The sequence below is a fragment of the Mycolicibacterium grossiae genome (genome assembly GCF_008329645.1).
GTDB lineage: Bacteria > Actinomycetota > Actinomycetes > Mycobacteriales > Mycobacteriaceae > Mycobacterium > Mycobacterium grossiae.
The window spans coordinates 2,686,752-2,706,524 of sequence record NZ_CP043474.1 but is presented as its reverse complement, the minus strand read 5'-3'; the positions used below and the strand labels follow the sequence as shown (position 1 = coordinate 2,706,524).

The following is a 19,773-nucleotide window of genomic DNA, read 5'->3' as shown; positions in this document are numbered from 1 at the left end:
CTCCTGATCTCCACGCGAGACTACCCCCGGCGGAAATCCGTCCCGGCCGGGGTGGCTCGCCGCAAGAGCGGGGTGACGGCATGGTCGCCTCGGACGACCCCACCTCCCGCGACACGTCGGCGATGTGTGCCCAGATGGGCCGTTTTCAAACCCGATGGCCGACCCGAGGTGGTGCGCGTCACGTCACGCCCGGATCCCGAGGCGGACGTGGCAGCGAAAGTCGTTCGCAATCACTGCTTTTGCGATCACGACGCCGAGGCGCCCGCCCACCGGGTTTGACGTCAGCGGCCGTTGGGAACCAGTCCAGAGCACGGAGCGAGGCCTCCGACACGTGGAGTGCCGGCTCTCGGACGATCGAAGGAGATGGCCATGGCCGATAGCGGACCCGAAGAGGGCATCAAGGGCGTCGTCGAGGACGTCAAGGGCAAGGCGAAGGAAGTGGCGGGCACCGTCACCGGCAGTGACAACCTGACCGAGGAGGGCAAGGCCCAGCAGGACAAGGCCGAGGCCCAGCGCGACGCCGCCAAGAAGGAAGCCGAGGCGGACGCGGCGCGGACGAGCGCCGCCGCCGCGGAGAAGCGCCAGGAATCCCATCAGTGATCGGCTGATCTCCCCAGCCGAACCGAGAAGCCCGACCGGTCCCACCGGTCGGGCTTCTTCGTGTGCCGTACGGCATGCGGGGTGCGCCCGTCGTTCGTATCGTCGAGCGATGGACCTCGGCACCGTCGAAGCAGTCGTCGCCCCGACGAGCCGCGCCACGCTCTGGCCGTTGGAGAGGACCGACGCCGTGCTCGCCGGCGGCACCTGGTTGTTCTCCGAACCCCAGCCCGGGGTGCGCCGCCTCGTCGACCTCACCGCCCTGGGCTGGCCGCCCGTCACCGTCGACGACGGTGGGATCGACCTGGCCGCCACCTGCACACTGGCCGAGATGTCCGCGCTGTCGACCGCACTGCCGTCGACCCGCCCGGACTGGCAGGCTGCGCCGCTGTTCCACCAGTGCTGCACCGCTCTGCTCGCGTCGTTCAAGATCTGGCGGACGGCGACGGTCGGCGGCAATGTGTGTCTGTCGTTCCCGGCCGGCGCCATGATCTCGCTGCTGTCGGCGTTGGACGGCGAGGTCACCGTGTGGCGGTCCGACGGCGCCGACTACCGGCTGCCGGTCACCGACTTCGTCACGGGCAGCAGCGCCAACGTGCTCGCCTCGGGCGACGTCCTGCGCTCCGCCCACGTTCCCGCCGCGGCGCTGCGCGCACGGACGGCGTACCGCAAGCTGGCGCCGTCGGCCCTCGGCCGCTCCGGCGTCGTGGTCATCGGACGCCGCGACGCGGCTGCCGACGGCGGGCGCGTGCACCTGTCCGTGACGGCGGCGACGGTGCGGCCCTACGTCTTCTCCTTCGACCGCCCGCCGCACGCCGCGGACGTCCGCGCCGCGCACGCCACCATTCCCGCCGACGCGTGGACCGACGATCCGCACGGCGACCCCGACTGGCGGCGCGCCATGACGCTGCTGCTCGCCGACGAGGTCTGCGCGGAGCTGTCGTGACCGTCACCGTGAACGGCCGACCCCTGCCCGGCGAGCCGCGGCCCGGCCAGTGCCTGCGCACCTACCTGCGCGACCACGGGCACGTCGAGGTGAAGAAGGGGTGCGACGCCGGGGACTGCGGCGCGTGTTCGGTGATCGTCGACGGCGCTGCCGTGCACTCCTGCGTGTATCCGGCCTTCCGCGCCGCCGGCCGCGCCGTCACCACCGTCGCGGGACTCGGCACGCCCGACGATCTGCATCCGCTGCAGCGCCGGTTCGCCGAGGCCGCCGGCTTCCAGTGCGGCTTCTGCACCGCGGGGATGATCACCACCGCCGCGACGCTGGATTCAGCCGTGCTCGAGGCCGCCACGCCGGACGCCGCCGAGGCGCTCGCCGAACGACTCAAGGGCAACCTGTGCCGCTGCACCGGGTACCGCGCGATCGGCGATGCGCTCGCCGGACGGAGGAACGTCGAGAAGTCCGAGGGCGCCGCCGACGTCGGCCGGTCCATCGCGGCGCCGGCAGGCCTCCGCGTCGTGACGGGCACCGAGCAGTACACGATGGACTTCGCTCCGTCCGGCCTGCTGCACCTGGCGGTCCTCCGCAGCCCCGTCGCGCACGCCCGGATCATCGCGATCGACACCGCTGCGGCCGAACGCCTTCCGGGGGTCCGGCTGGTGCTCACCCACCGTGACGGTCCCCGGGCCGCGTTCTCCACCGCCCGCCACGACGACCGTCGCGACGACCCCGACGACACCCTGGTCCTCGACGACGTCGTGCGCTTCGTCGGGCAGCGCGTGGCCGCGGTGGTCGCCGACGACGTCGCCACCGCGGAAGCCGCGTGCCGCGCGATCGCCGTCGAGTATCAGGAGCTGCCCGCCGTGCTCGACCCCGAGGCCGCGCGCCTGCCGGATGCGCCGAAGGTGCACGGCGACAAGGGCGTCGAGGCACGCATCCTCGACGCCGGACGCAACCTGGTGGCCGCCCACCACGGCGAGGTGGGCGACGTCGCCGCAGGCATCGCCGCGGCCGAGCGGTCCGGCGGCGCCGTGGTCCGCGGCCGGTGGCACACCGCGCGCGTGCAGCACGCGCACCTCGAGACCCACGGCGCCACCGGGTGGCGTGACGAGGCCGGCCGGCTGGTGGTCCGCACCAGCTCGCAGGTGCCGTTCCTGGTGCGCGACGAGCTGTGCCATCTGTTCGGCCTACGGCCCGACGACGTGCACGTCTTCACCCGCCGCGTCGGTGGCGGCTTCGGTGCCAAACAGGAGATGCTCGCCGAGGACCTCGTCGCGCTCGCGGTGTTGCGCCTCGGACTCCCGGTGCGCTACGAGTTCACCCGTTCCGAGGAGTTCACCGGCGCCCCGTGCCGGCACCCGTTCCGCGTCGATGCGACGGTCGCCGCCGGACCGGACGGCGTGCTGACCGCACTGGCCGTCGACGTCCTCGTCGACGCGGGCGCCTACGCCAACCACACCGTGGGGGTCATGTTCCATGGCTGCGGCGAATCCGTGGCGGTGTACCGCTGCCCCAACAAGCGCGTCGACGCGGAGGCGGTGTACACCAACAACATTCCCTCGGGCGCCTTCCGCGGTTACGGCCTCGGCCAGGTGGCGTTCGCCATCGAGTCCGCGCTCGACGAGCTGGCGCTCGACCTCGGCATCGACCCGTTCGAGCTGCGCCGGCGCAACGTCGTGGTGCCCGGCGATCCGTTCGTCGACACCCAGGACGGCCATCACGACCTCGGGTTCGGCAGCTACGGGCTGGATCAGTGCATCGACGACGCGCAGCGGGCGCTGCACGCGGGCAATGGCGTCGCGCCACCCGAGGGTGCGCACTGGCGGGTCGGCGAGGGCATGGCGCTGGCCATGATCGCGACCATCCCGCCGCGCGGCCACCACTCCGAGGCGTCGCTGACGCTCGGCGCCGACGGCGGCTACGTGCTCTCGGTCGGTACCGCGGAGTTCGGCAACGGCACCTCGACCGTGCACGCGCAGCTCGTGGCCGCGGAGTTCGACGTCCCGGTCGAGCGCGTCCGCATCCGCCAGTCCGACACCGACTTCACCGGCTACGACACGGGCGCCTTCGGCTCCGCGGGCACCGTGGTGGCGGGCCGCGCCGTACGCGCGGCGTGCGCGGACCTGCGAGCCCGGCTCGACGCGGGCGGCGTCGCGCCGCTGACGGGGCACGGCCGGCACGACGGCACGCCGCGGTCGGTGGCGTTCAACGTGCAGGCGTTCCGCGTCGCCGTGGACGTGCGCACCGGGGTGGTGCGCATCCTGCAGTCGGTGCAGGCCGCCGATGCCGGCGTGGTGCTGAACCCGGAGCAGTGCCGCGGGCAGGTGGAAGGCGGTGTGGCGCAAGCGATCGGCTCGTCGCTGTACGAGGAGATGCGAGTCGGTCCCGACGGCGCGGTGACGACGACGGAGCTGCGCAACTACCACATCCCCCAGCTCGCGGACGTGCCCGTGACGGAGGTCCACTTCGCCGACACCGTCGACGAACTCGGCCCGCTGGGCGCGAAGTCGATGAGCGAGTCGCCGTACAACCCGGTGGCGCCGGCGCTGGCCAACGCCATCGCCCGGGCCTGCGGCGCACGGCTGCGGCGTCTTCCGATGACGCCGGCGCGGGTGTGGCGCGAACTGCATGTCAGCGGGGCACCCTAGAGTCGGCCACCGTGTGGAGGACGCGGGTGGCGGTGGGCCTGCTGGCCGCCGGCGCGGCGTGGGCGTGCGGCCTCGACGTCCAGTGGTGCGTGCTGATCGGCGTGCTCGCACCGGCGCTGCCGGCGTTCGCCCTCGGGCTCGCGCGGGGCGCCGCGACGCCGAGCCCGCGCGAGCATCCCGCCGCGGACAAGGCCGCCCTCTCGGGCACCGAGTTCGAGGACCACGTGGCCCGCGTCGCACGCAGCACCGGCGCACCGGTGATCATGACGCCGCTGTCGGGTGACTGGGGCGTGGACCTCATCGTCGGCACCCGCCCGAACCGGCTCGCGATCCAGTGCAAGCGCCAAGCCCGGCCGGTCGGTACCGGTGCCGTGCAGGAGGTGGTGGCCGGGGCACCGATGCAGGACTGCACGCGGACCATGGTGGTCACCGACAACGACTTCACCCCCGCCGCGCGCCGTCTCGCCGAGCGGCACGGGTGCGTGCTCGTCGGCGGCGCCGAGCTGACCCGCCTCGCCGGCACGATCCGTGCGCTGCTCGCGCCGGGCGCTCAGCGCATCTGAGCCAGCACGCGGCGCACCGCGGCGAGCGCCTCGTCGATCTCCTCGCGGGTGACGGTGAGCGCCGGACGGAACCGCACGCTGTCCGGGCCGCTGCCGAGCATGATCACCCCGGCGTCCCACAGACCCGCGATCAGCGCGTCGCGCTGCACGGGCGAGGGCATGGTGAAGGCACACATCAGCCCGCGGCCCCGCGGCGCCGAGACCAGGGCGCGGAAGTCGGCGGCCAGCGCCTCGAGGCCACCGAGCAGGTACTCACCGACCTCGGCGGCCCGCGCGACCAGCCCGTCGGCCTCGATCACCTCCAGGATGCGACGGGCGCGGACCATGTCGGTCAGGTTGCCGCCCCAGGTCGAGTTGATCCGGGAGCTGACGGCGAAGACGTTGTCGGCGACCTCGTCGACGCGGCGTCCGGCCATGACGCCGCACACCTGCGCCTTCTTGCCGAACGCGACGACGTCGGGCGCGACACCCAATTGCTGATAGGCCCAGGCGGTTCCGGTCATGCCGCAGCCGGTCTGCACTTCGTCGAAGATCAGCAGCGTGTCGTACTCGTCGCACAGCGCGCGCATCGCGGCGAAGAAGCCGGGCCGCAGGTGCCGGTCGCCACCCTCTCCCTGGATCGGCTCGGCGAGGAAGCAGGCGATGTCGTGCGGGTGCGCCTCGAAGGCCGCGCGCGCCTGCCGCAGCGACTCGGCCTCCAGTGCGGCCAGGGCGTCGTCGTCGAGACCCGGGCGCAGGTACGGCGCATCGATGCGGGGCCAGTCGAACTTCGGGAAGCGGGCGACCTTGGTGGGGTCGGTGTTGGTCAGCGAGAGCGTGTAGCCGCTGCGGCCGTGGAAGGCGCCACGCAGGTGCAGCACCCGCGTGCCGAGCGCCGGATCGACACCGCGGGCCTCGTTGTGCCTGCTCTTCCAGTCGAACGCCACCTTGAGCGCGTTCTCCACCGCGAGCGCCCCGCCGTCGACGAAGAACAGGTGGGGCAGCGCCGGGTCACCCAGCACGCGCCGGAAGGCGTCGACGAAGCGCGCCATGGGCACGGTGTACACGTCGGAGTTGCTGGGCTTGTTGACCGCCGCCGCGGCCAGCTCGGCGCGGAACTCCTCGTCGTCGGCCAGCGCCGGGTGGTTCATGCCCAGGGCCGAGGAGGCGAAGAAAGTGAACATGTCGAGGTAGGACCGGCCGTCGCGGGCGTCGATCAGGCGGGAGCCCGCCGAGCGGTCCAGGTCCAGGACGAGGTCCATCCCGTCGGTGAGGATGCTGCGGCGCAGGACGTCGTGCACCTCGTCGGGCGCGAGCGCAGTAGTCGTGGCGTGCGGCAGGACAGCGGTCATGCCGCCGATCCTAACGCAATATTTACGACATGAAGCCTTACTGACCGGAATCATTACGGGATGACGTCGCGTCCCTCGTAAAAAGTTTGTAGGATGATCGTGCTCCGGGTGCGGACGTTCGCCGCCGTGCGGATCTGCTGCAGCAGGTCCTCCAGCGCGCGGGCCGACGGCACGCGCACCAGGAGGACGTAGCTCTCGTCCCCCGCCACGGAGTGGCACGACTCGATCGCCGCGATGTGTTCGAGACGGGCCGGCGCATCGTCGGGCTGCGAGGGATCGAGAGGGGTGATGGCGACGAACGCGGACAGCAGGTTCCCGACCGCGTGCGGATCGACCTTCGCCCGGTATCCCTGCACGACGCCGCGCGCCTCCAGACGCCGAACCCGCGACTGCACCGCCGACACCGACAGCCCCGCACAGGCGGCGAGCTGCGCGAGTGTGGCGCGCCCGTCGGCCACCAGCGCCCGGACCAGGCTCCGGTCGATGTCGTCGAGTTCCTCGGCCGCGTCGGTCATGGCCGGAGACTATCGCGGCCCGCGCGACCCGCACGACCTCGTTTTCTCCCACGATCCCTCCGACGTTCGATCCCACCGAAAGGCCGCGACATGACCAGCACCCAGACCTCCCTCGCCGCGGCGGTGCCGACCGCCGAGCAGCTGCGCGACCGGGTGCGCACCGCGTTCGCGGCCATCGGCGCCGACGTCGCGCTCGGCGCGCCGGACGGCGACGGCATGCCGGCGAGCAGCCCGATCACCGGCGACGTCCTGTTCACCGTCGCACCGGCGACCGCCGAGCAGGCCGACGCGGCGATCGCCGAGGCGGCCGCCGCCTTCGCCGCATGGCGCGTCACTCCCGCGCCGGTGCGCGGAGCGCTGGTGCTGCGGCTCGGCGAACTGCTCACCGAGCACCGCGCCGACCTCGCCACGCTCGTCACGGTCGAGGCGGGCAAGATCAACTCCGAGGCACTCGGCGAGGTGCAGGAGATGATCGACGTCTGCCAGTTCGCCGTCGGTCTCTCCCGGCAGCTGTACGGCCGCACGATCGCCTCCGAGCGGCCGGGCCACCGGCTCATGGAGACCTGGCACCCGCTCGGCGTCGTCGGCGTCATCACCGCCTTCAACTTCCCGGTCGCGGTGTGGGCGTGGAACGTCGCCGTGGCGCTGGTGTGCGGTGACACCGCGGTGTGGAAGCCGTCCGAACTCACCCCACTGACCGCCATCGCCTGCCAGGCGCTGCTCACCCGGGCCGCCCGCGACGTCGGCGCACCGGAGGAGGTGTCGCGCCTCGTCCTCGGCGGCCGCGACGTCGGTGAGCGGCTGGTCGACGATCCGCGGGTCGCGCTGCTCAGCGCCACCGGGTCGGTGGCCATGGGCCGGCAGGTCGGTCCACGCGTGGCGCAACGCTTCGGCCGGGTCCTGCTGGAACTCGGCGGCAACAACGCCGCCGTCGTCACCCCGTCGGCCGATCTCGACCTCGCGGTGCGCGGCATCGTGTTCTCCGCGGCCGGCACCGCCGGGCAACGGTGCACGACGCTGCGCCGGGTGTTCGCCCACCGCTCGATCGTCGACGCGCTCGTCGAGCGGATCGTCACGGCCTACCGCAGCCTGCCGGTCGGCGATCCGTTCGCCGAGGGCACCCTGGTCGGCCCGCTGATCCACGAACGCTCCTACCGCGACATGGTCGGTGCGCTGGAGACGGCGCGCGCCGAGGGCGGTGAGGTCACCGGTGGTGACCGGGTCGCGTTCGACGGCGCCGACGGCGGCTACTACGTGCGGCCCGCCGTGGTCCGCATGCCCGGGCAGACCGCGGTCATGCACACCGAGACGTTCGCCCCGATCCTCTACGTGGTCGCCTATGACGAGCTGGACGAGGCGATCGCACTCAACAACGCCGTGCCGCAGGGGCTTTCGTCGGCCATCTTCACCACCGACGTCCGCGAGGCGGAGCGCTTCCTGGCCGCCGACGGCTCGGACTGCGGCATCGCGAACGTCAACATCGGCACTTCGGGCGCCGAGATCGGTGGCGCGTTCGGCGGCGAGAAGGAGACCGGCGGTGGCCGCGAGTCGGGGTCGGACTCCTGGAAGGCCTACATGCGCCGCGCCACCAACACCGTCAACTACTCCTCCGAGCTGCCGCTGGCCCAAGGCGTCACCTTCGGATAGCGATGTCGGCGCGCGGGCGTCGAGCCCCGGAACACGCGCCCACGTCGCGGGAATTAGGATCGCGCGCGTGAGCGAACAGGTCGAGCAGCGGGAGTTCCAAGCCGAAGCCCGCCAACTTCTGCAGCTGATGGTGCACTCCATCTACTCCAACAAGGACTCGTTCCTGCGGGAGTTGATCTCGAATGCCTCCGACGCGTTGGACAAGCTGCGTCTCGAGGCGTTCCGGAACAAGGACCTCGACGTCGATACGTCGGATCTGCACATCGAGCTGCAGCCCGAGGTCGGCGCCCGCACGCTGACGGTCCGCGACAACGGCATCGGCATGACGCGCGACGAGGTCGTGGAGCTGATCGGCACCCTCGCCAAGTCCGGGACCGCGGAGCTGCGGCAGAAGCTGCGCGACGCGGATCAGGGTGCGGAGACCGAGGATCTCATCGGCCAGTTCGGCGTCGGCTTCTACTCGACGTTCATGGTCGCCGACCGGGTGGTCCTGCTGACCCGCAAGGCCGGCGAGAGCGCGGCCACGCGGTGGGAGTCCAGCGGCGACGGCACCTACACGATCACGTCCGTGGACGACGCCCCGCAGGGCACGTCGGTGACGCTGCACCTCAAGCCCGAGGACGCCGACGACGAGCTGCACGACTACACCTCGCCGTGGAAGATCCGCCAGCTGGTGAAGAAGTACTCCGACTTCATCTCCTGGCCCATCCGGATGGACGTCGAGAAGACCGTGCCCACCGCCGACGGCGAGGACGCGGAGACCACCGGCGGGCAGGAGCGAAGCGACTCGGGGAATGTCACCGTGACGGTGGAGACGGAGACGCTGAACTCGCGCACCGCGCTGTGGGCGAAGCCCAAGAGCGAGGTCTCCGACGAGGAGTACGCGCAGTTCTACAAGCACGTCGCCCATGCGTGGGACGAGCCGCTCGAGGTCATCGCCATGAAGGCCGAGGGCACGTTCGAGTACCAGGCGCTGATGTTCATCCCGTCGCAGGCGCCGTTCGACCTGTTCAACCGCGACGCCGCCACCGGCATCCAGCTCTACGTCAAGCGCGTCTTCATCATGGGCGACTGCGACGACCTGGTGCCCGAGTACCTGCGGTTCGTCAAGGGCGTGGTCGACGCGCAGGACATGTCGCTCAACGTGTCCCGCGAGATCTTGCAGCAGGACCGGCAGATCAAGGTGATCCGGCGCAGCCTGACCAAGAAGGTGCTCGCAACGCTGCGGGACATGCAGGCCAACCGGCCCGAGGACTACACGACGTTCTGGACGCAGTTCGGCCGGGTCCTCAAGGAGGGCCTGCTGTCCGACGCCGACAACCGCGACGCGCTGCTGCGGCTGTCGTCGTTCGCGTCGACTTTCGGTAACGCGTCCACGACCCTCGCCGACTACGTCGCCCGGATGAAGGACGGCCAGGAGTCGATCTACTACGCGACGGGCGAGTCGCGTCACCTGCTCGAGCGCTCGCCACACCTCGAGGCGTTCAAGGCCAAGGGCCTGGAGGTGCTGCTGCTCACCGATCCGGTCGACGAGGTGTGGGTCGACGCGGTGGGCGAATTCGACGGCAAGGCACTGCAGTCGGTTGCGAAGGGCGAGGTCGACCTGGACGCCGCCGACGCCGACAAGCCGGAGCAGGGCGACTTCGCCGACCTGCTGACGTTCCTCACCGAGACCCTCGACGAGCACGTCAAGGAGGTGCGGCTGTCGACGCGGTTGACGTCGTCGCCGGCCTGCCTCATCACCGACGCCTTCGGCATCACCCCGCAGCTGGCGCGCATGTACCGTGCGTCGGGCCAGGAGGTGCCGGTGGGCAAGCGCATCCTCGAGCTGAACCCCGACCATGCCCTCGTCACCGGGCTCAAGGACGCCCTCGCCGGAGCCGAGTCCCGCGACCGGCTGGCCGAGACCGCCGAACTGCTGTACGGCACGGCGCTTCTCGCCGAGGGCGGCGCGCTCGACGATCCGGCGCGGTTCGCGGCGCTACTCGCCGACCGGCTGGCGAGGACCGTGTAGCGCGTTCACCTCGGCCAGCACGGCGGCGGTATCCGCCCCGAGCTCCGGGGCTGGGCCGGCGACGCGGCCCGGGGTGCGCGAGAACCACGTCGGCACACCGGGGAAGCGCACCGGGCCGTGCGCGGTGTCGACGGTCTCGAACAGTCCGACCGCATTCAGGTGCGGATCGTCGAACAATTCGTCGGGCGTCTGGATCGCCGCCGCGGGGATCTCCAGCTCGCGGAACAGGTCGAGCCACTCGGCGGTCGTGCGTTCCGCCAGCGTCTGCCCGATCAGCGCGTACATCACGTCGATCTGCTTGGCGCGCTGCTCCAGTGAGGCGAAGGCTTCGCCGTACTCCTCGATCCACGCCGGTTTCACGCTGCGCACGAACGCATTCCAGTGCTTGTCGTTGTAGATGAGCACCGCGACGTGGCCGTCCTTGGTCGGATAAGGCTTGCGGTCGCGTGCCACCGTCCGCGGGTAGACGGCGGGTCCGAGCGGTGGGGTGAACATCGCCCCGTTGGCGTGTTCGACGAGCAGGAAGGTGGCCATGGTCTCGAACATGCTGACCTCGACCTCCTGCCCCTCGCCGGTGCGCTCGCGGTGGAACAGCGCCATCATCGTGGCGTAGAGCGCCGTGAGGCCACCGACCTTGTCCGCCACGATGGTGCCCACGTAGGTCGTCTCGCCGGTGAGTCGCTGCTGCAACGCCGCGACGCCGGACTGCGCCTGGATGACGTCGTCGTAGGCGGGCCGGTCGGCTTCGGGGCCGCGCCGGCTGTAGCCGTAGCAGTTCGTGTAGACGATGCCGGGGCTGATCGCGGCGACGTCGTCGTACCCGAAGCCGAGCTTGGCGATGGCCCGCGCCCGCATCGAGTGGATGAAGACGTCCGCCCCGGCGATCAGTTCGCGCAGCGCTGCCTTGCCGTCGTCGGTCCGGAGATCGAGCACGACGCTGCGCTTGCCGCGGTTGACGTTGACGAACACCCCGCTCATGCCCGGGGCCGGGCCGACCGAGATGTAGCGGGCGTTGTCGCCCTCGGGGGGTTCGACCTTGATGACGTCGGCGCCCATGTCGGCCATGATCTGCGTGCAGTACGGGCCCATCACCACGGCGGTCAGGTCGACGACGCGGATGCCCGCCAGCGGGCCCGACCGCTCAGTCACGAGCCGCCCCTGCCTCGTCGCTCTTCGCCTGCGCGGCGAAGCTGTACCGGATGTGGTCGGTGTGCCCGTCGGGCACCGGCGCGAACACCAGCGGCGCGGTGTCGTCGCGGATGGCGTCGGCGTGGGCGGCGACGTCCTCGATCGTCCACGACGGCCGGTACACCCCCGGCGTCTCCGCGACGAAGGCCCGGGCCACCCGGCCCGCGATCGCCACCCAGTATTCGCCGGTGACGGAACAGGATTCGTGCGCCAGCCAACCCACCGTCGGCGCCACCAGGTCGGGATCCATCGGCGGGTAGGCCGACGTGTCCAGGCCCGCGGCCATCCGGGTGACCGCGCCGGGGACGACGGCGTTGCACCGCACCCCCTCGGCCGCGCCCTCGAGCGCGACGACGTTGGTCAGCCCGAGGATGCCCGCCTTGGCGGCGGCGTAGTTGGCGACGCCGTGATTGCCGTACAGGCCGCCGATCGACGAGGTGAGCACCACCCGACCGTATCCCGCCTCGCACATCGGGCCGAACGCCGGTCGCACCACGTGGTACGCGCCGCGCAGGTGCACGTCGAGCACCGCGTCGAAGTCATCCTGGCCGAGTTCCTTCAGCGAGCCGCGGCGCACGTTGCCCGCATTGTGGATCAGCACGTCGATGCGGCCCCAGCGCTGCAGCGCCGCGCCGACGATCTCCGCTCCCCCGGCCGGCGTGGCGACCGACGCGGTCGAGGCGACGGCGTCCCCTCCGGCGGAGGTGATCTCGTCGACCACGTCGTGGGCGGGACCGGCGTCGGCGCCCTCGCCGGCCAGGCCGGCACCGACGTCGTTGACGACGACGCGGGCGCCCCGGGAGGCGAGCAGCAGGGCGTAGGCGCGGCCGAGGCCGCGGCCGGCGCCGGTGACGACGGCGACGCGACCGTCGAAGCGGAGGTCGGTCACGTCAGCGGACCGATCCGGATGCGCGCCGTCGCCCCGCCACGCGTCACGTCGTCAGCTCCAGCCCCTCGAGGTCGCCCTTGTCGCGCCACACCGACAGCAGGTCGCCGAAGGCGTAGAAGCCGGGCGCGTACGGCTCGCCGAGGTGGCTGCGGACGCCCTCCCCGCCGCCACCGCCCTCGTTGTTGTAGTAGCCCGGCGTGCACTCGGCGTCGAAGGCCGAGTTGTCGATCGCGGTCTCGCGGATGGTGGCGCACCACCCGTCCTGCGCCTCCTGCGTCGGCTCGACCACCGTGGCGCCGCGTCGCAGCGCCTCGGCGATCACGTACGCGATGTGCTCGCCCTGCAGCTCGTAGTTGGCGGCGATGTTGGCCGAGATGCCCACCTGGGTGAAGCCGGTGAAGAACTGGTTGGGGAAGCCGCGGGTGGTGAAGCCGTGCAGCGTCCGGTACCCGTCGGCCCAGTGCTCGTAGAGCGAGACGCCGTCGCGGCCGGTGATGCCGTCGATCGAGTACCGCCTGCTGATCTCGGTGGTGATCTCGAAGCCGCTGGCGTAGATGATGCAGTCGACCTCGTATTCGGTGCCGCCGGCGACGATCCCCTTCTCGGTGATGCGCTCGACGCCCTTGGAGTCGGACACGTCGACCAGCGTCACGTTCGGCTGGTTGAACACCGGCAGGTAGTCGTCGTTGCTCAGCGGCCGCTTGCACAGGAAGCGGTAGTACGGCTTGAGCGCCTCGGCGGTGTCCGGATCGTCGACGAGGTCGGCGATGCGGCGCCGCAGCCGCTCCATGATCTTGTAGTCCTCCTCCTCCCGGATGCCCATGAACTGCTCGGGGGTCATCGACGCCGGGTCGGGCAGGGCGAGGACGCGCGCCGCGGTGTTGCGGCCGAGTTCGGTCCAGAAGTCGCACACCAGGTCCGGTTGACCGAGGGCCATGCCCTCGAAGGTCCACGCGTGGAAGTTGCGCTGCCGCTCCTTCTGCCAGCCGGGCCGCAGCGTCTTGACCCACTCGGGATCGGTCGGCGCGTTGTTGCGGACGTCGACCGACGACGGCGTGCGCTGGAAGACGTACAGCTGCTGGGCATCTCGCGCCAGATAGGGCACCACCTGGATGCTGGTCGCACCGGTGCCGATGATCGCGACGCGCTTGTCGGCAAGGCCCGTCATGCCGCCGCTCGCGTCGCCGCCGGTGTACTCGTAGTCCCAGCGCGACGAGTGGAAGCTGTGGCCGGCGAAGTCCGCCATGCCGGGGATGCCGGGCAGCTTCGGACGGTGGAAGGGACCGGACGCCATGACGACGAAGCGCGCGCGGATGTCGTCGCCGCGGTTGGTGGCGATCCGCCAGCGCTGGATCTCCTCGTCCCAGGTCAGGTTCCGCACCTGGGTGGAGAGGATGGCCTTGTCGTAGAGGCCGAAGTGCGTGCCGATGTTGCGGCAGTGCTGGTAGATCTCCGCGCCGTCGGCGAACTTCTTGCTCGGCATGAAGTCGAGTTCCTCGAGCAGCGGGATGTAGCAGTAGGACTCGTTGTCGCACTGGATGCCGGGGTACCTGTTCCAGTACCAGACGCCGCCGAAGTCCCCGCCGAGTTCGATGATCCGCACGTCCTCGACGCCGGCCTTCTTGAGGTATGCCGCCGACAGCAGGCCGCCGAACCCGCCTCCGAGCACCGCGACGTCGATGTCCGCGTCGATCGGGTCGCGCTCGGTCACCGGCGTGTGCGGGTCGGTCTCGTAGTAGCCGGCGAAGTCGTCGGACAGTTCCACGTACTGCTTGGACCCCTCCGGGCGCAGCCGCTTGGCCCGCTCCGCGGCGTACTTCTCCCGCAACGCGGGGATGTCGACGTCCTGCGGCACGTCCGACGGTCCGCATCCGGTGGCCGCCGGCACCGGCGGGTGTTCGGCCTCGGCCTCCGAGATCGTCATCGCTGTCTCCCTTTCCTCGGTGATTTCGGCGCGCGGACGTTCGGTGAGCGAACGAAAGCGCGCCGAAATCGCTACAAATCGCGGGGTGCGCCCGTCCCCATGTACTTGGCCAGCTGGGTGTGCAGGTTCACGGTGCTGCGCTCGCGGTACGGGTTGGGCATCGTGCCGGGGAAGCCGAGCGACTTCATCCCCTGCTGCACCGCGGCCATGTTCGAGAAGTCCTGCGGCAGCACCGACAGCCAGTTCGGCGAATCCTTCGGGGTGTAGACCCACTCGGTCACCGGTTCCTCGCCCTTCGGGTACAGCTCGAAGACCGCCACCTCGAAGATGCACTTGTCCGGGTCGTAGCTCGGATCCGGGCGGGCCGAGTAACACAGCGCGCTGGTCAGTCCCTGGCCGATCTGGAAGTTCGGGAACAGCTGCCAGGCCGTACCGCTCTGGCCCAGGATGTCCGGCGGGATCGTCGGCCACTCGACGCCACGCGCCGCGTCGTCGCGGCGGGCCGAGGCCAGCCAGTGCTGCAGCACCTGATCGGGCGGGGTCCCCTCGGGCAGCTCGTCGACCAGCCGTTTGGCTGCGTTGACCAAGGTCTCGGTGGTGGTCGCGTTGGTCTGCTCCCAGGTGTACATCTGCATCTCGGCGGTCGTGACGCGCGGGTCGTCACCGGTGCCGAGCCGGATCTTGGACTTGGTCTCGTCCATGCCCTTCGGCGCGTCGTAGCCGATGTTGCTGTGCCGGCCCTGAGCCTTGGCCCAGCCCTTGAACTCGCCGAACTGGTTGAACTCCGGGTGCGTCGTGAAGACGTGGTAGGTCTCGTTGAAGGCCTCCATCGCGACCTTCCAGTTGCAGTCGAAGTACAGCCACTTGCGCCACTTGTAGCGCATGTTCTCCAGACCGAACGGGTCGAGGATCTTCGACGCCGGGAACAGGTAGTCGGCCAGCGACTCCCCGTCGGGGTCGAGGTTGACGAACAGCCACCCGCCCCAGGTGTCCACGCGGACCGGACGCAGGTGGGTGTTCTGCGGCGTCAGCGCGCCCTTCCAGTCGTCCTGCTCCCGGATGTGCGTGCATGCGCCGTCCAGACCGTAGGTCCAGCCGTGGAATCCGCAGACGAAGGACTTCCGTGCCCGGCCGACGGCGTTCTTCGCGCCCTCGGGGGTGTCGACGAGCCGGCGGCCGCGGTGCATGCACACGTTGTGGTGCGCGGCGAAGGAATCCGGTCCGGTGCGCACGACGATGACGGAGTCGTCACCGATGTCGTAGGTCAGGTAGCTGCCGACCTCGGGGACCTCCTCGACGCGGCCGACCTGCTGCCAGACCTTGCGCCACAACCTGTCCCGTTCGGCCCGGGCGTAGTCGCGGGAGACGTACGCCTCGACCGGGATGGTCATCGGGTCGGCCAAATCCTCCGCGATCTGGCCGGTCGAGTCGTCGGGCTCGGCGGCGACCTCGATCGCGGCGTCCAGGTCGGATTCGGTGTGCGTCACGTGTTCGTCCTCTCACAGCCTGCTGATGCTCGTGCGGAACCCGTCGTCGGCGAGGAACAGCGACGTGTTGTCCGCGCCGAGGTGGGTCCACTTCAGGTTCAGCCCGCCGTCGACGAGCAGGGTCTGGCCGGTGACGTACCCGGCCAGGTCGGACAGCAGGAACAGGATGGCGCCGGCCTGTTCCTCCGCGGTGCCGCGCCGGCCCATGGCGATCGCCTGCCGGTCGCGCTCGGCGTCGTCGTCGACGTAGGTCCGCGACGCGGCGGTCGCGGTGACGCCGGGGGCGACGGCGTTGACGCGGATGCCGCTGGCGGCCAGCTCGACGGCCATCGTGCGGGTCATCGCGACGACCGCGGCCTTGGCGGTGCCGTAGGCGATGTGGAACGGCGCGGTGTTCATGCCGCTGATCGACGACACCGAGACGATCGACCCGGGCGCGCCGATCGCCAGGAGTTCCGCGGCGACGGCCTGGCTGGTGAAGAACGTCGTCTCGAGGTTGGCGGCGAACAGGTTTCGCCAGTCTTCTCGCGTGACGCGCGTCGAGGCCATCCAGGTTCCCGGCGCCGCGCCGCCCGCCACGTTCACCAGGCCGTACAGCGTGCCGGGCGTCTCCCGGACCCGGTCCAGCACCGTGGCGATGCCGTCGTCGGTGGCCGCGTCGGCCGCGACGGTGACGATCGGAAGCCCCTGCGCCACCAGCGGTCCGACGTGTTCGTCGAGGTTCTCCTGACGTCGGCTGACGGCGACGACGGTCGCCCCGGCGCGGGCAGCCAGCGCCGTGACGGTGGTGCCGATGCCCCCGCCGCCGGCGCCGGACACCACGACGATGCGTCCGGTGAGGTCGATCAGTTCGCCCATCTAGCGGGTCATCCCGCCGCCGGCGTCATGATCGACTTGGTCTCCAGATACTCGGCGAAGCCGATGTCGCCCCACTCGCGGCCGTTGCCGCTCTGCTTGTAGCCGCCGAACGCGGAGTTGAAGTCGAAGCCCCCGTTGATCGCCACCCACCCCGCGCGGATGCGCGCCGCGACGGACTTCGCCGTGTCGAGGTCGGTGCCGGAGACGTAACCCGCGAGTCCGTAGTCGGTGTCGTTGGCGATGGCGACCGCGTGGTCGAGGTCGTCGTAGCCGAGGATGACGAGCACGGGCCCGAAGATCTCCTCGCGAGCGATCGTCATGTCGGGCGTCACGTCGGCGAACACCGTGGGCTTGACGAACCACCCCGCGTCGAGGCCGTCGGGGCGGCCGGTACCACCGGCGACGAGCGTGGCGCCCTCCTCGGTGCCCTTGCGGATCAGCGCCTGGATCTTCTCGAACTGGGTGCCCGAGACCACCGGCCCGAGGTCGGCGCCGCCGTGCGGGTCGCCGACGGTGATGCCCGCGGCGGCCGCGGCGGCGATCTCGCGCGCCTCGGCCATGCGGGACTGCGGCACGAGCATGCGCGACGGGGCGCTGCAGGTCTGCCCGGAGTTGCCCATCATCGTCACCACGCCGGAGGCGACGTTGTCGGCGAACGCCTCGTCGTCGAGGACGACGTGAGGGCTCTTGCCGCCGAGTTCCTGCGCGACGCGCTTGACGGTCGGGGCGGCGAGGCGAGCCACCTCGATGCCCGCCCGGGTCGACCCGGTGAACGACACCATGTCGATACCGGGGTGGCCGGCGAGCGCCACGCCGACGCCCGCGCCGTCACCCTGGATGAGGTTGAAGACCCCGGCGGGAACGCCTGCGGCGTCCAGGATCTCGGCGAACACCTGTGCGGAGAATGGCGACACCTCGGAGGGCTTGAGGATCGAGGTGCACCCGGTTGCGAGCGCCGGGAACACCTTGACCGCGATCTGGTTCAGCGGCCAGTTCCACGGCGTGATGAGGCCGCAGACGCCGATGGGCTCCTTGACGATCGTCGTCGCACCGCGGTCCTCGGTGAAGGCGTAGGTCCGGAGGTTGTCGATCGCGGTGGTGAGGTGCCCCACGCCCAGCCCGACCTGCGGTCCGGCGGCCAGCCCGGCTGGGGCGCCCATCTCCTCGGTGATCGCGGCCGCGAGATCGTCGGCACGGCGCTGGTATTCGGCGAGGATGGCCTCGAGGACGCCAAGGCGCTCCTCGCGCGTGGTCACCGACCAGGTGGCGAACGCGCGACGGGCAGCGGCCACGGCCTTGTCGACGTCGGCGGCCGAGCCGATCGAGATGCGTCCGGCCACCTGCTCGGTCGCGGGGTTCTCGACGTCGATCGTGTTCGGCTCGACCGGATCCACCCAGGCGCCGTCGATGTAGAACCGGGTGTACTCGCGCATCGTCACTGCGTCCCCTCGGCGTACCAGGTGCGGAACTCGTCGTAGCTCGGCATCTCCTCGGAGTTGACCTTCGGGTCGATCGGCACGTGGATCACGCCGACCTTGCCGCTGGCCCACGCCCGAGCGATGGCGGGACCGATCTCGTCGGGGTCCTCGACGTACTCGCCGTAGCACCCGAAGCCCTCGGCGATCGTGTCGAAGCGCACGTCCTTGCTCCAGTGCACGCCGGTCTCCAGCGAGCCCTGTCCGAAGGTCCGCTTGTAGACGCCGACCTCGAGGCCCCACTGGTTGTCGACGCCGACGACGCACACCAGCGGAAGGCCGAGCCGCGCAGCGGTTTCCAGCTCGGCGATCTGGAACATGAACGACGAGTCGCTGGTGAGCAGCATGACCGGCCGCTTGCGGCCGTCGGCGACCGACGCGCCGACCGCATACGGCAGGCCGGTGCCGATGTGGCCGAAGTTCTGGTTCCACACCACGTCGTGCGGCTTGGCTTGCGAGTACGTCCACTGGAAGATCACCGTGGCGCCACCGTCGCGGACCATGATGCCGTCCTCCGGGAAGGCCTTCGTCGCTTCGACCACGAACTTCGCGGTGTGCACCGGGGTGCCCGCGGGCGCGTCCTCGGCGAGCTTCGCGATGCGGGCGGCGTCGTCGGCGATCCAGCGGGACAGTTCGGCGCTCGCCTGGCGGGGTGAGTCCTTGAGCGCGTCGACGAGTTGCGGCACGACGGCCCGCAGGTCGCCGACCAGCGGCACGTCGATGCGACGGTTGACTCCGATCGCCGTGGGATCGAGTTCGATGCTGATCCACTTGCGATTGGCCTCGTTATCGACCCAGTGCCTGCCCTTGCCGTAGTGCACCGGCTCGCCGAGTTCGGTGCCGATGGACACCACCAGGTCCGACGTCACGACCGCCTCGACGGCCGACGGCGAGAAGCCGTACGGGAACGTGCGGTCCTCGAGACCCTTGATGAACGACGTGCCACCCGAGGTCTGGATGACGGGGCAGTTCATCAGCTTCGCCAGCGCCTCGACCGACTCGCCGGCACGGGCGGTGTGCACGGCGTGCCCGACGAGCAGGATCGGCTTCTCCGCCCTGCGGATGGCCTCGACGGCGCGCTCGATCATCTGGGCGCTGGCGCCCTGCTGAACGAGCCGGTAGGCCTCGGGCGCCAGCGGTTCGGGGACGTCGAGTTCCTCCTGGATGACGTGCGCGGGGTACTCGACGTAGCAGGGACCCGGCGTTCCGGTCTGCGCGATGCGCAGTGCGTGCCGGATGATCTCGTCGGTCTGGTCGGCGTACTCGATGCTCGCCGAGTACTTCACCGACGCCTCGATCATGGGGGCTTGCTTCACGAACTGGATGCGTCCGCGCCGGACGCGCTGCTCGGTGATGCGTGCGCGTTGGCCGCCGAGGAAGATCACCGGGGAGTTCTCCACCTTGGCGCACTGGATGGCGCCGGCGAGGTTGGCGAGCCCCGGCCCCAGCGTCCCGATGGCCAGCCCGGGTCGGCCCGTCATCCGGGACACGGCCTCGGCCATCATGCCGGCGGCCTCCTCGTGGTGCGGCGCCACGACGCTCCAGCCACGCTCCTCGGCGGCGTGGAACATGTGCACGAAGTTCGGGTCCGGGATGCCGAACAGCGTGTTGATGCCCTCCGCCTCGAACAGCTGCAGGATGCGCTCGTAGACCTTCACCACTATGGACTCTCTCCTGGTTCCGGGACGGCCGCG

Annotated in this window: 15 protein-coding genes; 6 read left to right on the top strand and 9 right to left on the bottom strand. The window is 70.7% G+C overall.

Annotated features, from left to right (window positions below; all coding sequences use genetic code 11):
• Positions 1-363 precede the first annotated feature (363 nt).
• The 4 genes from mbp1 to FZ046_RS12920 all read left to right on the top strand — a co-directional run bounded on the left by mbp1 (position 364) and on the right by FZ046_RS12920 (position 4,751).
• Positions 364-600, top strand: coding sequence for a microaggregate-binding protein 1 (gene mbp1, locus FZ046_RS12935; protein ID WP_070354362.1), 237 nt, complete (start codon positions 364-366; stop codon positions 598-600).
• Positions 601-709: 109 nt separating this feature from the next.
• Complete coding sequence (locus FZ046_RS12930; RefSeq protein ID WP_070354363.1) at positions 710-1,543, top strand: FAD binding domain-containing protein; 834 nt, start codon at positions 710-712, stop codon at positions 1,541-1,543.
• Positions 1,540-4,188: a molybdopterin-dependent oxidoreductase gene (locus tag FZ046_RS12925; RefSeq protein ID WP_070354364.1), complete on the top strand. Its 2,649-nt coding sequence runs from the start codon at positions 1,540-1,542 to the stop codon at positions 4,186-4,188. Before FZ046_RS12930 ends, FZ046_RS12925 begins: the two co-directional genes overlap by 4 nt.
• Positions 4,189-4,199: 11 nt before the next feature.
• A complete protein-coding gene (locus FZ046_RS12920; RefSeq protein WP_099045982.1) occupies positions 4,200-4,751 on the top strand; it encodes a restriction endonuclease in 552 nt (183 codons plus the stop codon).
• Here FZ046_RS12920 and lat read toward each other — a convergent pair.
• Entirely contained in the window at positions 4,739-6,082 is a 1,344-nt protein-coding gene (gene lat / locus FZ046_RS12915) for an L-lysine 6-transaminase (RefSeq protein ID WP_070354365.1), read from the bottom strand. The two genes, FZ046_RS12920 and lat, sit on opposite strands and share 13 nt — an antisense overlap.
• Before the next feature lie 53 nt (positions 6,083-6,135).
• Positions 6,136-6,597, bottom strand: a complete 462-nt coding sequence (locus FZ046_RS12910) for an Lrp/AsnC family transcriptional regulator (protein ID WP_070354366.1) — start codon at positions 6,595-6,597, stop codon at positions 6,136-6,138.
• A gap of 90 nt (positions 6,598-6,687) precedes the next feature.
• Between FZ046_RS12910 and amaB the strand changes: the two genes are divergently transcribed.
• Together amaB and htpG are read left to right on the top strand one after the other, a co-directional pair.
• A complete protein-coding gene (amaB, locus tag FZ046_RS12905; RefSeq protein WP_070354367.1) occupies positions 6,688-8,244 on the top strand; it encodes an L-piperidine-6-carboxylate dehydrogenase in 1,557 nt (518 codons plus the stop codon).
• A 67-nt stretch (positions 8,245-8,311) separates the two neighbouring features.
• Positions 8,312-10,258: a molecular chaperone HtpG gene (htpG, locus tag FZ046_RS12900; RefSeq protein ID WP_070354368.1), complete on the top strand. Its 1,947-nt coding sequence runs from the start codon at positions 8,312-8,314 to the stop codon at positions 10,256-10,258.
• On the opposite strand, the gene FZ046_RS12895 is transcribed toward htpG, so the two are convergent.
• From FZ046_RS12895 to FZ046_RS12865, 7 genes are all read right to left on the bottom strand, one after another.
• Entirely contained in the window at positions 10,226-11,347 is a 1,122-nt protein-coding gene (locus FZ046_RS12895; RefSeq protein WP_070354387.1) for a CaiB/BaiF CoA transferase family protein, read from the bottom strand. The genes htpG and FZ046_RS12895 overlap by 33 nt on opposite strands.
• Before the next feature lie 52 nt (positions 11,348-11,399).
• Positions 11,400-12,335 carry an SDR family NAD(P)-dependent oxidoreductase gene (locus FZ046_RS12890; protein ID WP_070354369.1) on the bottom strand — a complete coding sequence of 312 codons (936 nt, stop codon included), beginning with the start codon at positions 12,333-12,335 and terminating at the stop codon, positions 11,400-11,402.
• A 43-nt stretch (positions 12,336-12,378) separates the two neighbouring features.
• A complete protein-coding gene (locus tag FZ046_RS12885; RefSeq protein ID WP_070354370.1) occupies positions 12,379-14,259 on the bottom strand; it encodes a flavin-containing monooxygenase in 1,881 nt (626 codons plus the stop codon).
• Positions 14,260-14,330: 71 nt separating this feature from the next.
• The gene (locus FZ046_RS12880; protein WP_070354371.1) at positions 14,331-15,746 is read right to left on the bottom strand and encodes an aromatic ring-hydroxylating oxygenase subunit alpha; all 1,416 of its coding nucleotides are present in this window, start codon (positions 15,744-15,746) and stop codon (positions 14,331-14,333) included.
• 12 nt (positions 15,747-15,758) lie between these two features.
• Complete coding sequence (locus FZ046_RS12875) at positions 15,759-16,604, bottom strand: SDR family NAD(P)-dependent oxidoreductase (RefSeq protein ID WP_070354372.1); 846 nt, start codon at positions 16,602-16,604, stop codon at positions 15,759-15,761.
• An 8-nt stretch (positions 16,605-16,612) separates the two neighbouring features.
• Entirely contained in the window at positions 16,613-18,037 is a 1,425-nt protein-coding gene (locus FZ046_RS12870) for an aldehyde dehydrogenase family protein (RefSeq protein WP_070354388.1), read from the bottom strand.
• A 2-nt stretch (positions 18,038-18,039) separates the two neighbouring features.
• Positions 18,040-19,743: a thiamine pyrophosphate-binding protein gene (locus tag FZ046_RS12865; protein ID WP_070354373.1), complete on the bottom strand. Its 1,704-nt coding sequence runs from the start codon at positions 19,741-19,743 to the stop codon at positions 18,040-18,042.
• Positions 19,744-19,773: the final 30 nt, after the last annotated feature.

Bases quoted from the DNA above. Each gene is read 5' to 3' on its own strand.
- FZ046_RS12910 (WP_070354366.1), bottom strand. From the start codon at position 6,597: ATGACCGACGCGGCCGAGGAACTCGACGACATCGACCGGAGCCTGGTC.
- FZ046_RS12875 (WP_070354372.1), bottom strand. From the start codon at position 16,604: ATGGGCGAACTGATCGACCTCACCGGACGCATCGTCGTGGTGTCCGGC.
- FZ046_RS12930 (WP_070354363.1), top strand. From the start codon at position 710: ATGGACCTCGGCACCGTCGAAGCAGTCGTCGCCCCGACGAGCCGCGCC.
- mbp1 (WP_070354362.1), top strand. From the start codon at position 364: ATGGCCATGGCCGATAGCGGACCCGAAGAGGGCATCAAGGGCGTCGTC.
- amaB (WP_070354367.1), top strand. From the start codon at position 6,688: ATGACCAGCACCCAGACCTCCCTCGCCGCGGCGGTGCCGACCGCCGAG.
- FZ046_RS12895 (WP_070354387.1), bottom strand. From the start codon at position 11,347: ATGGGCCCGTACTGCACGCAGATCATGGCCGACATGGGCGCCGACGTC.
- FZ046_RS12870 (WP_070354388.1), bottom strand. From the start codon at position 18,037: ATGCGCGAGTACACCCGGTTCTACATCGACGGCGCCTGGGTGGATCCG.
- lat (WP_070354365.1), bottom strand. From the start codon at position 6,082: ATGACCGCTGTCCTGCCGCACGCCACGACTACTGCGCTCGCGCCCGAC.
- FZ046_RS12885 (WP_070354370.1), bottom strand. From the start codon at position 14,259: ATGACGATCTCGGAGGCCGAGGCCGAACACCCGCCGGTGCCGGCGGCC.